The sequence below is a fragment of the Streptomyces sp. YS415 genome (assembly GCF_023544665.1).
Taxonomy (GTDB): domain Bacteria; phylum Actinomycetota; class Actinomycetes; order Streptomycetales; family Streptomycetaceae; genus Streptomyces.
In genome coordinates this window covers 33,755-49,159 of record NZ_JAMJFL010000020.1, presented here as the reverse complement: position 1 = coordinate 49,159, position 15,405 = coordinate 33,755, and the positions used below count along the sequence as shown (strand labels likewise).

The window sequence follows — 15,405 nt, the reverse complement described above, 5'->3', positions numbered from 1 at the left end:
CGTCCGGTCTCCGTATGAGCGGCCGATACGAACCGGCCAAACGCGCCCGACTAACCGGAACCGGTCCTGAAGTCCGCCCGGCGGGACGCGTTGGGAATCACGGTGCAGCGATGCCGGAAATCGTGTGGATCTTGGTCGATAACTGTGGACAACTCGATGGTTGTGAATATCGCCGTCACCCATACCGGTGGCCCGTGTACGGGTCCCGTACGACTTCCGCAGAGCAGTGTTTCGACTACGCACCGTGACGGATCATGGGCATGACGAAGAGGCGGCCTCAGCCGCCTCGCTACGACCTAGCGGTCGGTCAAAGAAGGGGGAAAACGCATCCGGACATGCGACGACCCCCGCCGGGGGGGAGAGCGGGGGTCGTCTCCACGGCCGACTCGGGGGGGGAGGAGCCGGGCCGGGTTAGCACGGTCGCGAACGATCCGTGACTTCCATGGTGTACCCGAGAGGCCTCTCAGGCAAACCCACACGCCCCACCTTACGCCGAATGGGCTGCGCCTATGCTCAGGTCGTGGAAAACCACTCCTTGCCCCGCACAGCGGCCTTCTTTGACCTGGACAAGACGGTCATTGCGAAGTCGAGCACGCTCACCTTCAGCAAGTCGTTCTACCAAGGCGGCCTGATCAACCGCCGGGCCGTCCTGCGGACCGCTTACGCCCAGTTCGTGTTCCTCGCGGGCGGCGCCGACCACGACCAGATGGAGCGCATGCGCGCGTACCTGTCCGCGCTGTGCCGCGGCTGGAACGTCCAGCAGGTCAAGGAGATCGTCGCCGAGACCCTGCACGACCTCATCGACCCGATCATCTACGACGAGGCCGCCTCCCTGATCGAGGAGCACCACACCGCGGGCCGCGACGTCGTGATCGTGTCGACGTCGGGCGCGGAGGTGGTGGAGCCCATCGGTGAGATGCTCGGCGCCGACCGCGTGGTGGCCACCCGCATGGTCGTGGGCGACGACGGCTGCTTCACGGGCGAGGTGGAGTACTACGCGTACGGCCCGACGAAGGCCGAAGCGGTCAAGGAGCTCGCCGCGTCCGAGGGGTACGACCTCTCCCGTTGCTACGCCTACAGCGACTCGGCGACCGACGTGCCGATGCTCCAGTCGGTCGGCCATCCGCACGCCGTGAACCCGGACCGCGCGCTGCGCCGTGAGGCACTCACGCGCGGGTGGCCCATTCTCGACTTCCACCGCCCGGTACGGCTCAAGCAGCGGCTGCCCTCGCTCTCCGTCCCGACCCGTCCGGCGCTCGTGGTGGCGGCCGCCGTAGGAGCGGCGGCGGCCACCGCGGGACTCGTCTGGTACGCCAGTCGGCGCCGCACCGAACTCGCCTGACCTGCGCCCACGCCCGCCCTTGGGCCGGTTCGGCAGACTGCCGCCCGGTTAGCTCCTGTTTGAACGCAAAAGTAAAGAACGGCGGCCAGGGGTTCCACTTGCTCCGGACCTGGAGTAGAAAGGATTCAACGGCCCGCGAGACCAAGGACATCCGCGAGGATCACCTTTAAAACGCAACCGGCCCCACGGACCGAGCATGAACACCGGGCACCCACGCGACGTCGACCCGTCGATTACGGGCCAGCCGCACCAGGGCACGGGCAAAGTTCCCGACCTGATGGGCAACATATCGAGGACGCTTGGTAACCCGGTGGACATGCCAGCGGCGGTACGAACCTCTTCGTACCGCCGCAACCCTTTTCCCGGGGGCTGCTACGCCGCCCCGCGCTGCAGCGCCTCGCACACCGCCGTCGATTCGCGCGCGCCCAGCTCGATCGCCCTGCCGCAGTGGGCGATCCAGGCCGCCATGCCTTCGGGAGTGCCGGAGACGTACCCGTCGAGCGCCGCGAGGTAGGCGGCGCGGCCGAGTTCGCCGTGGCCGGCCTCGGACGGGCAGACCGACTTGGGGTCGAGCCCGCTGCCCACCAGCACGATGCGCTCGGCCGCGCGCGCGACCAGGCCGTTGTGGGACGTGAAGGGGCGCAGCGCCAGCAACTCGCCGTGCACCACGGCGGCGGTCACCAGCGCCGGAGCGGACCCGCCCGCGATGATCAGTTCGGAGAGGCCGTCCAGTCGGCCGTGGACCTCGTCCGCGCCGGGCAGCGGCAGCTCCACGAGCGGCTCGTCGACCCGCTCGCCGGCCTGGCGCGGGCGCCCGACCTCCGGACCGTTGGTGGCCGCCGCCACCAGGTGCAGCCGCGCCAGCACGCGCAGCGGCGACTGCCGCCAGATGGACAGCAGTTGGCCCGCCTCCGCGGTCAGCCGCAGGGCGGCGCCCATGAGGCGTGCCTCGTCGTCGCCGCTGAAGTCGGTGCGCCTGCGCACCTCCTCCAGGGCCCAGTCGGCGCCGGACAGCGACGCCGAGCCGCGGGCGCCGCGCAGCGCCGCCTCGGAGGTGATCTCGTTGCTGCGGCGGCGCATGACCCGGTGCCCGTAGACCCGGTCCACGGCCTTGCGCACGGACTCCACGGACTCGGCCACACCGGGCAGCGCACCCAGGGCCGCGAGCGGATCGGCGGTCCCGCCTGTCGTACTCATGAGTACGACATTACGCATCCCCGCGCTCCGCCCCACGATCGAGTGGCCTTCTTCACGTTTGTCCGCCCCTCGCACCCGGCCCGCCACTACGCTTACTGAACATGAAAATTGCTTTCGTCGGGAAGGGCGGCAGCGGCAAGACCACCCTGTCGTCCCTGTTCGTCCGGCATCTCGCGGCGACCGGGGCGCCGGTGGTCGCGATCGACGCCGACATCAACCAGCACCTGGGGGCCGCGCTCGGCCTCGACGAGCCCGAGGCGGCCGCCCTGCCGGCGATGGGCGACCGGCTCCCGCTGATCAAGGACTATCTGCGCGGCGCGAACCCGCGGATCGCGTCCGCCGAGACGATGATCAAAACGACCCCGCCGGGCGAGGGCTCCCGGCTGCTGCGGGTGCGCGAGGACAATCCGGTCTACGACGCCTGCGCCCGGCCGGTGGAACTCGACGGCGGCACCGTCCGTTTGATGGTCACCGGCCCCTTCACCGACGCCGACCTGGGGGTCGCCTGCTACCACTCCAAGACGGGAGCGGTGGAGCTGTGCCTGAACCACCTGGTGGACGGGCGCGACGAGTATGTCGTGGTCGACATGACCGCGGGCTCGGACTCCTTCGCCTCCGGCATGTTCACCCGCTTCGACATGACGTTCCTCGTCGCCGAGCCGACCCGGAAGGGAGTCTCCGTCTATCGCCAGTACAAGGAGTACGCCCGTGACTTCGGCGTCGAGCTGAAGGTCGTCGGCAACAAGGTGCACGGACCGGAGGACCTCGACTTCCTGCGCGCCGAAGCCGGGGACGACCTGCTCGTCACGGTCGGGCACTCGGACTGGGTGCGCTCCATGGAGAAGGGCCGCCCGCCCCGGTTCGAGCTCCTGGAGGACGCCAACCGCGGCGCCCTGCTCCGGTTGCAGGAGGCCGTGGACGCCACGTACGAGAGCCGGGACTGGGAGCGCTACACGCGCCAGATGGTGCACTTCCACCTGAAGAACGCGCAGTCCTGGGGGAACGAGCGGACCGGGGCCGACCTCGCCGCGCAGGTCGACCCCGCCTTCGTGCTCGGCGAGAGCGTCACCGCTCCCGCGTGAGCGGGCGCTACTGCCTGGCCGCCGGCGCCCCGGGGACGCCCTTGGGTGCCGGGGCCGGGCGGTCCGCCAGGAAGGACGCCCAGCCCTGCTTCGGGGCCTCGCCGACCGGCAGGGTGGTGAGCTTGGCCAGCACCTTCGGGTCCTGGGCGTCCAGCCAGTCGGCGAGCTGCCGGAAGGAGACGCAGCGCACCTCGGCCTTGGTGCACACCTCCTCGATGACCTCCTGGACGGCCCGCATGTAGGTGCCGCCGTTCCAGGACTCGAAGTGGTTGCCGATGATCAGGGGCGCGCGGTTGCCGTCGTAGGCCCGGCGGAAGCCCTGGAGCAGGCCATCGCGCATCTGGTCGCCCCAGAACTCGTACTTGTCGGGGTCACCCTGGCTGGTGGTGCCGGACTGGTTGACCATGAAGTTGTAGTCCATGGTCAGCTGCTCGAAGGTGTGCCCGGGGAAGGGCACGAGCTGCATCGACAGGTCCCACAGGCCTTCCTTCTTCTTCGGCCAGACCTGGTTGTTGACGCCGCTGGTGTCGTAGCGCAAGCCCAGCTCCCGGGCGGCCTGCATGAAGTTCTCCTGGCCCTCCAGGCAGGGCGTGCGGCCGCCGATGAGTTCCTTGTCGTAGTCGAAGGGCAGCGGCGAGGCGTCCTTCAGACCGGTGTTGGTCTTCCAGGACTTCACGAACTGCTTCGCCTGGGCGATCTCGTCCTTCCACTCCTCGACCGACCATTCGCCGACCCCGCGGCCCTTTCCACAGAAGTGACCGTTGAAGTGGGTGCCGATCTCGTTGCCCTCCAGCCACGCGCCGCGCAGCTGCTTCACGGTCTCGGCGATGCCCTGCTCGTCGTTGAAGCCGATGTCGGAGCGGCCCGGCGAGTGCTGCGGCGGCCGGTACAGGTCGCGCTTGTGCTCGGGCAGCATGTACACGCCGCTGAGGAAGTACGTCATCGTCGCGTTGTTGTCCCTGGCGACCTTGCGGAAGTGGGAGAACAGCTTCTGCCCGTCCTCGCCCGCGCCGTCCCAGGAGAACACCACGAATTGCGGCGGCTTCTGACCGGGCTTCAGGCGTTCGGGTCTGGACAGGTTCGGCTGGGCACCGGTGTACGAGGTCGAGCCGTCCCCGATCAGGCGGACCGGGCTCTTCGGCGGCGCCTGGACCGGCTTCTCCTTCTGCGGGCCGGGGACCCCTTCCTCGGCGCCTTCGCTGCCGATTCCGCAGCCGGCGAGTGATGCGGCACAGACCGCGGCGACCACGGCGCCCGCGGCGATCCTCTGGGTGGCGGCCATGTTCCGCCCACCTACTTTCCTTCTCTCGGGCCAACGCTGAATGGGGCGTTTTCTGGTGATCTGCCGGGAAAAGCGCCGACAGCGCCGCCAAGGTCGCACGAGGCCAGGAAGGAATTAGTACGACAAGCCGACCAAAGGGCCACTTCGCTCATTCGAGTGAGCTATTCGCCCATTTGCCCGGAAACTCTATGCTTGCCCTTTACTCTGCATTACGATCCGTTTACCGAGCGTTGATTCATCCCGCCACTGCACGCCGTGACCCACGGCCGCCGACCCGACCCCCCGCCGTCCGGACGGGGGACCACCAGATCCGCGACCGCGCTGCCCCGGAGGAGACGGGAATCCCATGTCAGCCTGCGTCCCCACCCGCGCCACCGACCCCACTCGGACCGAGCGCACCCAGTCCCCCGCCCCGCCGCCCACGCGCCGACGCCGCTTCCGGCTCGACGGCGCCGACGTGTCCGCGTCGATCGCGGTCTTCCTGATCGCCCTGCCGCTGTCCCTCGGCATCGCCCTCGCCACCGGCGCGCCCCTCCAGGCCGGGCTCGTCGCCGCCGCCGTCGGCGGGCTGGTGGTCGGCCGGCTCGGCGGCTCCCCGCTCCAGGTCAGCGGCCCGGCCGCCGGTCTCACGGTGGTCACCGCCGACCTCATCCAGCGCTACGGCTGGCGCACCACCTGCGCCATCACCGTGCTCGCCGGACTCGCCCAACTCGGCCTCGGCTGCCTGCGCGTGGCACGCACCGCGCTCGCCGTCAGCCCCGCCATCGTGCACGGCATGCTCGCCGGCATCGGCGTCACCATCGCCGTCGCCCAGCTGCACATCGTCCTCGGCGGCACCCCGCAGAGCTCCGTCCCCGACAACCTGCGCGCCCTGCCCGCCCAGTTGGCCGACCTGCACCCGGCCGCCCTGTCGGTGAGCGCGCTCACCCTCGCGCTGCTGCTGCTGTGGCCGCGCCTCCCCGGCCGGACCGGCCGCCTGCTGCGCAAGATCCCGGCCGCCCTCGTCGCCGTCGCCGGAGCCACCGCGGCCGCCTCGCTCGCGGGGCTCCGGCTGCCCAAGGTCGACCTGCCCTCATGGAGCAGTCATGCCCTCGCGGGGCTTCCCGAGGGCCCGGTGCTCGGCGTCGTGGCGGCCGTACTGACCACCACCCTGGTGTGCAGCGTGCAGTCGCTGCTCGGCGCGGTCGCCGCCGACAAGCTGGTGGCCGGGCGCCCCAACCTGCCCCCCGGCGTCGGCCGCTCGAACCTGGACCGCGAACTGCTCGGCCAGGGCGCCGCCAACATCGTCTCCGGCGGTCTCGGCGGGCTGCCCGTGGCGGGGGTGGCGGTGCGGACGTCGGCGAACGTGCACGCGGGTGCCGTGAGCCGGAACTCCACGATGCTGCACGGCGTTCTCGTAGTAGCCGCCACGCTGCTGATGGTCCCGCTCCTGGAGCTCATCCCCCTTGCCGCGCTCGCCGCACTGGTGATGTCCGTCGGCATCCAGATGGTGTCCCTGCACCACATCCGCACGGTGACCCGCCACCGTGAAGTCCTGGTCTACGCCGTCACCACCGCAGGCGTGGTCTTCTTCGGCGTCCTGGAGGGCGTGACGCTGGGGATCGCCGTCGCCGTCGCCGTCTCCCTGCACCGCCTCGCCCGCACCCGGATCACCCACGACGAGCAGGAAGGAGTCCATCACGTACACGTCCGGGGCCAGTTGACGTTCCTCGCGGTCCCGCGGCTCAGCCGCGCCCTGCACCTCGTACCGCAAGGGGCTCCCGCCATCGTGGAGTTGGACGGTTCCTTCATGGACCACGCGGCGTACGAGACGCTCCAGGACTGGCAGAACACGCACACCGCGCGGGGCGGCTCCGTCGAGCTGACCGGCCGCCGCGCGGGGCTCAAGATCTCCGAACCCGGGGTGCCCACCACCGTGCACAACGAGCCCGGGTCGGCCGAGGCGCCCGCTTCCGCCGGCTGCCGGTGCCGTCCCTGGACGCCCTGGCGCAACCACCAGTGCGAGCAGCCCCACCTCGCGCCCGCTTCCGGCGCGCGGCAGGACGGCTCCTGCGACGGTTCCGTTGACGGCGACGGCGACGGCGACGGAGGCGGGGGCGGTACGGCCGGACCGGCCCGCGGTGCCAGCGGGCACGAACTGAAGCGCGGGATCAGTGCGTTCCAGCGCCACACCGCACCGCTGGTGCGCGGGGAGCTGGCCCGGCTGGCGCGGGAGGGGCAGCGGCCCTCGCAGCTCTTCCTCACCTGTGCCGACTCGCGCCTGGTCACCTCGATGATCACCTCCAGTGGTCCCGGGGACCTGTTCGTGGTGCGCAATGTGGGCAACCTCGTGCCGCCCCCGGCCCACGCCGGGACAGGCACCCAGCCGGGCGAGGAGAGCGGGGACGACTCGGTGGCGGCCGCGATCGAGTACGCGGTGGAGGTGCTGAAGGTGCGCTCCATCACCGTGTGCGGGCACTCCGGGTGCGGGGCCATGCAGGCACTGCTCGCCACCGAACCGGGTGACGCGGGGACCCCGCTCAAGCGGTGGCTGCGGCACGGGATGCCGAGCCTGGAGCGCATGGCCGACACCGGCCGGCCGTGGCCCCGGCTGGCGGGGCGGGCACCGGCCGACGCGGTCGAGCAGCTCTGCCTGACCAACGTGGTCCAGCAGTTGGAGCATCTGCGGGCCCATGAGTCGGTGGCCCGGGCCCTGCGGGAGGGGGCGGTGGAGCTGCAGGGGATGTACTTCCACGTGGGTGAGGCGCAGGCGTACCTGCTCAGCGGGGCGGAGGAGGACCAGGTGTTCGACCACGTACGGGCGGCGGATGTGCCGGCCTGACGGGGTGGGACGGTGTCCGGAGTGCGAAAGGCAGCACAGGGACTGAACTCTGCCTGGTCAGCGTCCGTGGGTACGGATGACGGCGACTGCCGCACCACCGCCGTGGACACAGCCGCACACAGGTCTAAACCAATTTCCCGTCGGCCCTTGTCACCGGGCCCCCGGGTCTGATGAGCTGTGGCCTGGGACACAACGGACACCCTGGGAAAGGGAGATGTCGTGAGCAACGAAAGCCTGGCCAACCTCCTCAAGGAGGAGCGACGCTTCGCGCCGCCCGCTGACCTGGCCGCGAACGCCAACGTCACGGTGGAGGCGTACGAACAGGCCAAGGCTGACAGGCTCGGCTTCTGGGCCGCGCAGGCCCGCCGCCTGACCTGGGCCAAGGAGCCGACGCAGACGCTTGACTGGTCGAACCCGCCGTTCGCGAAGTGGTTCGAGGACGGCGAGCTCAATGTCGCCTACAACTGCGTGGACCGGCACGTGGAGGCCGGACACGGGGACCGGGTCGCCATCCACTTCGAGGGAGAGCCCGGCGACGGCCGCGCGATCACCTACGCGGAGCTGAAGGACGAGGTCTCCAAGGCGGCGAACGCGCTGCTGGAGCTGGGCGTGCAGAAGGGCGACCGGGTCGCCGTCTACCTGCCGATGATCCCCGAGGCGGCCGTGGCGATGCTCGCGTGCGCCCGGATCGGCGCCGCGCACTCGGTGGTCTTCGGCGGCTTCTCAGCCGACGCCCTCGCCACCCGCATCCAGGACGCCGACGCCAAGGTCGTGATCACGTCCGACGGCGGCTACCGGCGGGGCAAGCCGTCCGCGCTGAAGCCGGCCGTGGACGAGGCCGTCACCAAGGCGGGCAACGTCGAGCATGTGCTCGTGGTCCAGCGCACCGGCCAGGAGGTGGCCTGGGACGCGGACCGGGACGTGTGGTGGCACGAGATCGTCGGACGGCAGAGCGCCGAGCACACCCCGCAGGCCTTCGGGGCCGAGCACCCGCTGTTCATCCTCTACACCTCGGGAACGACGGGTAAGCCGAAGGGCATCCTGCACACCTCCGGCGGCTACCTCACCCAGGCGGCCTACACCCACCACGCCGTCTTCGACCTCAAGCCCGAGACCGACGTGTACTGGTGCACCGCCGACGTCGGCTGGGTGACCGGACACTCGTACATCGTCTACGGGCCGCTCGCCAACGGCGCCACCCAGGTGATGTACGAGGGCACGCCGGACACCCCGCACCAGGGCCGGTTCTGGGAGATCGTGCAGAAGTACGGGGTGACGATCCTGTACACGGCGCCCACCGCGATCCGGACGTTCATGAAGTGGGGCGACGACATCCCCGCCAAGTTCGACCTCAGCAGCCTGCGGGTGCTGGGCTCGGTGGGCGAGCCGATCAACCCCGAGGCGTGGATCTGGTACCGCAAGCACATCGGCGGCGACCGGACCCCGGTCGTGGACACCTGGTGGCAGACCGAGACGGGCGCGATGATGATCTCGCCGCTGCCCGGCGTCACCCACACCAAGCCCGGCTCGGCCCAGACCCCGCTGCCCGGCATCGCCGCGACCGTCGTCGACGACGAGGCCAACGAGGTGCCCGACGGCGGTGGCGGCTACCTGGTCCTGACCGAGCCGTGGCCGTCCATGCTGCGCACCATCTGGGGCGACGACCAGCGGTTCCTGGACACCTACTGGGCGCGCTTCGAGGGCAAGTACTTCGCCGGGGACGGGGCGAAGAAGGACGACGACGGTGACATCTGGCTGCTGGGCCGCGTCGACGACGTGATGCTGGTCTCCGGCCACAACATCTCCACCACCGAGGTCGAATCCGCGCTCGTCTCGCACCCGTCGGTCGCCGAGGCGGCCGTCGTCGGCGCCGCCGACGAGACGACCGGGCAGGCCATCGTCGCCTTCGTGATCCTGCGCGGTACGGCCGCCGAGACCGAGACCCTGGTGGCCGAGCTGCGCAACCACGTCGGCGCCACCCTCGGCCCGATCGCCAAGCCCAAGCGGATCCTGCCGGTGGCCGAGCTGCCCAAGACCCGCTCCGGCAAGATCATGCGCCGCCTGCTGCGGGACATCGCCGAGAACCGCGAGCTGGGAGACGTCACCACCCTGACGGACTCCACCGTCATGGATCTCATCCAGGCGAAGCTCCCCGCGGCACCGAGCGAGGACTGACCTCCGCCGCTCATCCGGACGCCCGGCGCCCCACCGCGCCGGGCGTTCCGCTGTGCCGCTTCCACCGGGGCACGCGTGCGGCGCCGCCGTACGTTAGATAGGCTAAACAAAACGTAAGACCCTCAAGGTGCGCCGGGAAGTCTGGTCGGCAAGAGTTTGTGCTGCCCACCCACCGGAGGTTCCCGTGTCCGCGCCCCGCACCCCCCGCAAGGTTTTCGGACGGCTCTCCCTGCCGGAGCGGACCTTCGTCGCGGACGCGCTGCGCGCCGAGACCGTCGGCGGTGTGCTGCTCCTCGTGGCCGCCGTCGCCGCGCTGATCTGGGCGAACGTCCCCGCCTTCCAGGACAGCTACGACAGCGTCAGCCACTTCCACATCGGACCCGAGGCCCTCGGCCTGGACCTGTCCATCGAGCACTGGGCCGCCGACGGACTGCTCGCGATCTTCTTCTTCGTCGCCGGGATCGAGCTCAAGCGTGAGCTGGTCGCCGGTGAGCTGCGCGACCCCAAGGCCGCCGCACTGCCGGTGGTGGCCGCGCTGTGCGGAATGGCCGCGCCGGCGCTCGTCTACGTCCTCACCAACGTCGCCGGCGGCGGCTCCATGGACGGCTGGGCCGTGCCCACCGCCACCGACATCGCCTTCGCGCTCGCCGTGCTCGCCGTCATCGGCACCTCCCTGCCGAGCGCGCTGCGCGCCTTCCTGCTCACCCTGGCCGTCGTCGACGACCTCTTCGCGATCCTGATCATCGCGCTGTTCTTCACCGAACAGATCGACTTCGCCGCGCTCGGCGGCGCCGTCCTCGGCCTCGTCGTCTTCTGGCTGCTGCTGCGCAAGGGCGTGCGCGGCTGGTACGTCTACCTCCCGCTCGCGCTCGTCATCTGGGCCCTGATGTACAACAGCGGCGTCCACGCCACCATCGCCGGAGTCGCCATGGGCCTGATGCTGCGCTGCACCCGGCGCGAGGCCGAGCAGCACTCCCCCGGCGAGCACATCGAGCACCTGGTCCGGCCGCTCTCGGCGGGACTGGCCGTGCCGCTGTTCGCACTGTTCAGCGCCGGTGTCACCGTCTCCGGCGGGGCGCTCGGCGAGGTGTTCACCCAGCCCGAGACCCTGGGTGTCGTGCTCGGGCTCGTGCTCGGCAAGTCGCTCGGCATCTTCGGCGGTACCTGGCTCACCGCCCGCTTCACCAAGGCATCGCTCAGCGATGACCTGGCCTGGGCCGATGTGTTCGCCGTGGCGACCTTGGCGGGAATCGGCTTCACCGTCTCCCTGCTCATCGGCGAGCTCGCCTTCGAGGGCGACACCGCCCTGACGGACGAGGTCAAGGCGGCCGTCCTGGTGGGTTCCGTCCTCGCGGCGATGCTGGCGTCGGTGCTGCTGAAGGTACGGAACAGCCGGTACCGCCGGATGGTCGAGACCGAGGAGCGCGACGACGACCACTCCGGCATCCCCGATATCTACGAGGAGGACGACCCGGCGTACCACCTGCGGATGGCGGCCATCCACGACGCCAAGGCCGCCGAGCACCGCCGCCTCGCCGAAGTGAAGGCCGCCGAGCAGGCGCGGCTTGCCGAAGTGACGGGTGGGGCAGGCGAGGAGGACGACCGTCGGGCATGATCTGACGGGACGGTACAAAAGACGAGACCTCACCCATAGGGTCAGTAGAGGGAGAACGCGATGAGCGCACCCGACGGCAGCCCGGTCGGCGCCGAACGCAGCATCGGCCAGCTGTTCGCCTCGGCGACGACCGACATGTCAGCGCTGGTGCACGACGAGATCGCACTGGCCAAGGCCCAGCTCAAGCAGGACGTCAAGCGCGGGGCGACCAGCGGCGGCGCCTTCATGGTGGCGGGCGCGGTACTGGTCTTCTCCCTGCCGATGCTCAACTTCGCGCTGGCGTACGGGATCCGCACCTGGAGCGACTGGAATCTCGCCGTCTGCTTCCTGCTGTCCTTCGCGGCGAACGTCCTCATCGCGCTCGTCCTCACGCTCATCGGCTGGGTCTACGCCAAGAAGACCACGAAGAGCAAGGGCCCGCAGAAGGTCGCCGCGTCGATGAAGGAGAGCGCGGGCGTCCTGCAGAAGGCCAAGCCGCACCCGCGTCCGGCGCCGGCCCTGGAGGACCGGTCGCCCGCCGCCATCGAGGCTGTGGCACGCTCATCGTCATGACGGACCCGGTCCCCTCCCCTTCGGCACAACCCGCCTCGGTCGTCCGACTCGATGGTCCCTGGACCCATCGGGACGTGGCGGCCAATGGTGCGCGCTTCCACATCGCCGAGATGGGTGACGGGCCGCTGGTCCTGCTCCTGCACGGATTCCCGCAGTTCTGGTGGACCTGGCGGCACCAGTTGCCGGCGCTCGCCGACGCCGGGTTCCGGGCCGTCGCCATGGACCTGCGCGGCGTCGGCGGCAGCGACCGCACCCCGCGCGGCTACGACCCCGCCAACCTGGCGCTCGACATCACCGGTGTGATCCGCTCGCTGGGCGAGCCGGACGCCGCCCTCGTCGGGCACGACCTCGGCGGCTACCTGGCCTGGACGGCGGCCGTGATGCGCCCCAAGCTGGTGCGGCGGCTGGCGGTGGCGTCCATGCCGCATCCGCGGCGCTGGCGCTCGGCGATGCTCTCCGACGTCAAGCAGACGGCCGCGGGCTCCTACATCTGGGGGTTCCAGCGGCCCTGGGTGCCGGAGCGCCGGCTCACCGCCGACGACGGGGCGCTGGTGGGGCGGCTGGTCCGGGACTGGTCCGGGCCGCGGCTGCCGGAGGACGACGCGGTGGACACGTACCGCCGCGCGATGTGCATCCCCTCCGCCGCGCACTGCGCGATCGAGCCGTACCGCTGGATGGTCCGCTCGATGGCCCGTCCCGACGGCATCCAGTTCAACCGGCGGATGAAGCGCCCGGTCCGGGTGCCGACCCTGCATCTGCACGGGTCGCTCGACCCGGTGATGCGCACCCGCAGCGCGGCCGGTTCCGGCGAGTACGTCGAAGCCCCCTACCGCTGGCGCCTGTTCGACGGTCTCGGGCACTTCCCGCAGGAAGAGGATCCGGTCGCTTTCTCGACCGAACTGATCAATTGGCTGAAGGATCCCGAACCCGATCGGTGACCGTTCCGACGCACCCGGTACCGGGATCTGAACACCTGTACTACGAACAGCCAATTGCCCGGCGCATAGGCCAATTGGGGGCACTGGGGGCGGTTATCGACCTTGGGGCGGGGGCAGACGTCGGGGTATGGGCTGGACGCACGACTACAGTGACGCAGCACGCACTCGACGCTCGGGCAACGCCCTGAGCTCCCCCCGAGGCGGTGCCACCCCGCAGCTCGCGGGAACCGATTTGAGGGTGGGCATTCCGCGCATCCTGCGCCGCCGGGCCCGCTGGGTCACGGTACGCCTGCGTCACCCCCGCGGCTGAGCTCCTCCGGCGGGATCCACCCGGCTCACAGCGCGCAGCTGTCGCTGTCCACCTGCTGGTTCGCGGTGCGGCCGGCGGTGATGTCGTCCTGGATCTCGTCCGCGGTGAGCGCGTAGCCGGTGTCGGCGTCGTCGAGCGACTTTGCGAAGACCACGCCGTACACCTTGCCGTCGGGCGTGAGCAGCGGGCCGCCGGAGTTGCCCTGGCGCACGACCGCGTACAGCGAGTAGACATCGCGGTGCACGGTGCCGCGATGGTAGATGTCCGGGCCGTTGGCCGGGATACGGCCGCGGACCCGGGCCGCGCGCACGTCGTACGCGCCGTTCTCCGGGAAGCCGGCGATGATCGCGTCGTCGCCGCTGCGGGCGTCGGTGGAGGTGAACTCCAGCGCGGGCGCGTCCAGATCCGGTACGTCGAGCACGGCGATGTCGCGCTTCCAGTCGTACAGGACGACCTGGGCGTCGTACTTGCGGCCCTCTCCGCCTATCTGGACGGTGGGTTCGTCGACGCCGCCCACGACGTGCGCGTTGGTCATCACGCGGCGGTCGGCGTAGACGAAGCCGGTGCCCTCCAGGACCTTGCCGCAACTGTCCGCGGTGCCCACGACCTTGACGATGGAGCGCTTCGCGCGGGTGGCGACCTTGCTGTTCGCCAGGGCCGGGTCGGGGGGCTGGACGTCGGTGATGGGCTCGTTCGAGAACGGGCTGAAGACCTGCGGGAAGCCGTTCTGCGCGAGGACCGAGGAGAAGTCCGCGAACCAGGTGTCGGCCTGCGCGGGCAGCGCCCGGGACACCCCGAGCAGCACCTTGGAGTTGCGGACCTCCTTGCCGAGCGTCGGCAAGGTGGTGCCGGCCAGCGCCGAGCCGATCAGCCAGGCGACCAGGAGCATCGCGACGACGTTGACCAGGGCGCCGCCGGTGGCGTCCAGGGCGCGGGCCGGGGTCCAGGTGATGTACCGGCGCAGCTTGTTGCCGAGGTGGGTGGTCAGGGCCTGGCCGACGGAGGCGCAGACGATGACGACGACCACGGCGACGACGGCGGCGGTCGTGCTCACCTCGGAGTTGTCCGTCATGGCGTCCCAGATCACCGGGAGCAGATAGACGGCGACGAGACCGCCGCCGAGGAAGCCGATCACCGACAGGATGCCGACGACGAAGCCCTGGCGGTAGCCGACGATCGCGAACCACACCGCGGCGACCAGCAGCAGGATGTCCAGCACGTTCACCGCTTCAAGCCTCGCCTCGTCACTTCACGCCCCCGGATTGCAGAACACGGCGTCCACCCTGTCATGACCGCCAGTCCAGCGGGACCTGGTTGTCCCGGTCCCAGGGCAGCTCCCAGCCCGCGAAGTGCAGCAATCGGTCGATGATCCCGGCGGTGAACCCCCAGACCAGGGCCGATTCGACCAGAAATGCCGGACCACGGTGGCCGCTGGGGTGGACGGCGGTGGCGCGGTTGGCGGGGTCCGTGAGATCCGCCACGGGGACGGTGAAGACCCGGGCCGTCTCGTTCGGATCGACGACGCCGACCGGGGTCGGCTCGCGCCACCAGCCCAGCACCGGGGTGACGACGAAGCCGCTGACCGGGATGTACAGGCGGGGCAGGACGCCGAAGAGCTGGACGCCGGCCGGATCGAGCCCGGTCTCCTCCTCGGCCTCGCGGAGAGCGGCCCGCAGCGGTCCGTCGGCCTTCGGGTCGCCGTCCTCGGGGTCGAGGGCACCGCCGGGGAAGGAGGGCTGGCCGGCGTGGGAGCGCAGCGAGCTGGCCCGCTCCATCAGGAGCAGCTCGGGTCCGCGCGCGCCCTCGCCGAACAGGACCAGCACCGCGGACTGCCGCCCGGCGCCGTCCTCCGGCGGCAGGAACCGGCTCAGCTGCACCGGCTGGACCGTCTCCACGGCACGCACCACCGGATCCAGCCAGCCGGGCAGGCCCTCCTTGCTGAGCGCCACCGGCCCGCCCTGCGTGTTGCTCGCGCGTGTCATCGCCACCCCCGTCGTCCTGCCGTGTCCAACGCCGGGCCAGGTCGAGATCGTTCCTGGGCCGGTCCCTGAGATCGACCCCGGAAAGGTCCCTGAGGCGGACCCTGAGCCG

Annotated in this window: 12 protein-coding genes; 8 read left to right on the top strand and 4 right to left on the bottom strand. The window is 70.6% G+C overall.

What is annotated here, in order from left to right; all coding sequences use genetic code 11:
• Positions 1–496: 496 nt before the first annotated feature.
• Positions 497–1,342 carry an HAD family phosphatase gene (locus M8H82_RS24120; protein WP_250077036.1) on the top strand — a complete coding sequence of 282 codons (846 nt, stop codon included), beginning with the start codon at positions 497–499 and terminating at the stop codon, positions 1,340–1,342.
• A 372-nt stretch (positions 1,343–1,714) separates the two neighbouring features.
• Here the strand turns inward: M8H82_RS24120 and M8H82_RS24115 are convergent, their stop codons facing one another.
• Positions 1,715–2,539, bottom strand: a complete 825-nt coding sequence (locus M8H82_RS24115; RefSeq protein ID WP_250077035.1) for an oxidoreductase — start codon at positions 2,537–2,539, stop codon at positions 1,715–1,717.
• A 101-nt stretch (positions 2,540–2,640) separates the two neighbouring features.
• Here M8H82_RS24115 and M8H82_RS24110 point away from each other — a divergent pair, with 101 nt between their 5' ends.
• Positions 2,641–3,621, top strand: a complete 981-nt coding sequence (locus M8H82_RS24110; RefSeq protein WP_250077034.1) for an ATP-binding protein — start codon at positions 2,641–2,643, stop codon at positions 3,619–3,621.
• A gap of 7 nt (positions 3,622–3,628) precedes the next feature.
• Here M8H82_RS24110 and M8H82_RS24105 read toward each other — a convergent pair whose 3' ends face one another.
• Positions 3,629–4,903, bottom strand: coding sequence for a hypothetical protein (locus M8H82_RS24105; protein WP_250077033.1), 1,275 nt, complete (start codon positions 4,901–4,903; stop codon positions 3,629–3,631).
• Between the two features lie 346 nt (positions 4,904–5,249).
• Here M8H82_RS24105 and M8H82_RS24100 point away from each other — a divergent pair, with 346 nt between their 5' ends.
• From M8H82_RS24100 to M8H82_RS24075, 6 genes are all read left to right on the top strand, one after another.
• On the top strand, positions 5,250–7,724 hold the full coding sequence (locus tag M8H82_RS24100; protein ID WP_250077032.1) for a SulP family inorganic anion transporter: 2,475 nt from the start codon (positions 5,250–5,252) through the stop codon (positions 7,722–7,724).
• Between the two features lie 219 nt (positions 7,725–7,943).
• Positions 7,944–9,899 carry an acetate--CoA ligase gene (gene acs / locus M8H82_RS24095; RefSeq protein ID WP_250077031.1) on the top strand — a complete coding sequence of 652 codons (1,956 nt, stop codon included), beginning with the start codon at positions 7,944–7,946 and terminating at the stop codon, positions 9,897–9,899.
• Positions 9,900–10,083: 184 nt separating this feature from the next.
• Entirely contained in the window at positions 10,084–11,514 is a 1,431-nt protein-coding gene (nhaA, locus tag M8H82_RS24090) for a Na+/H+ antiporter NhaA (protein WP_250077029.1), read from the top strand.
• A 60-nt stretch (positions 11,515–11,574) separates the two neighbouring features.
• The gene (locus M8H82_RS24085) at positions 11,575–12,066 is read left to right on the top strand and encodes a phage holin family protein (protein WP_250077027.1); all 492 of its coding nucleotides are present in this window, start codon (positions 11,575–11,577) and stop codon (positions 12,064–12,066) included.
• On the top strand, positions 12,063–13,004 hold the full coding sequence (locus tag M8H82_RS24080) for an alpha/beta fold hydrolase (RefSeq protein ID WP_250077026.1): 942 nt from the start codon (positions 12,063–12,065) through the stop codon (positions 13,002–13,004). Before M8H82_RS24085 ends, M8H82_RS24080 begins: the two co-directional genes overlap by 4 nt.
• Positions 13,005–13,131: 127 nt before the next feature.
• Positions 13,132–13,314, top strand: a complete 183-nt coding sequence (locus M8H82_RS24075; protein ID WP_250077025.1) for a hypothetical protein — start codon at positions 13,132–13,134, stop codon at positions 13,312–13,314.
• Positions 13,315–13,339: 25 nt separating this feature from the next.
• Here the strand turns inward: M8H82_RS24075 and M8H82_RS24070 are convergent, their stop codons facing one another.
• On the bottom strand, positions 13,340–14,539 hold the full coding sequence (locus tag M8H82_RS24070; protein WP_250077024.1) for a MarP family serine protease: 1,200 nt from the start codon (positions 14,537–14,539) through the stop codon (positions 13,340–13,342).
• A 61-nt stretch (positions 14,540–14,600) separates the two neighbouring features.
• Positions 14,601–15,296, bottom strand: a complete 696-nt coding sequence (locus M8H82_RS24065; RefSeq protein WP_250077023.1) for a CoA pyrophosphatase — start codon at positions 15,294–15,296, stop codon at positions 14,601–14,603.
• Between the last annotated feature and the right edge of the window lie 109 nt (positions 15,297–15,405).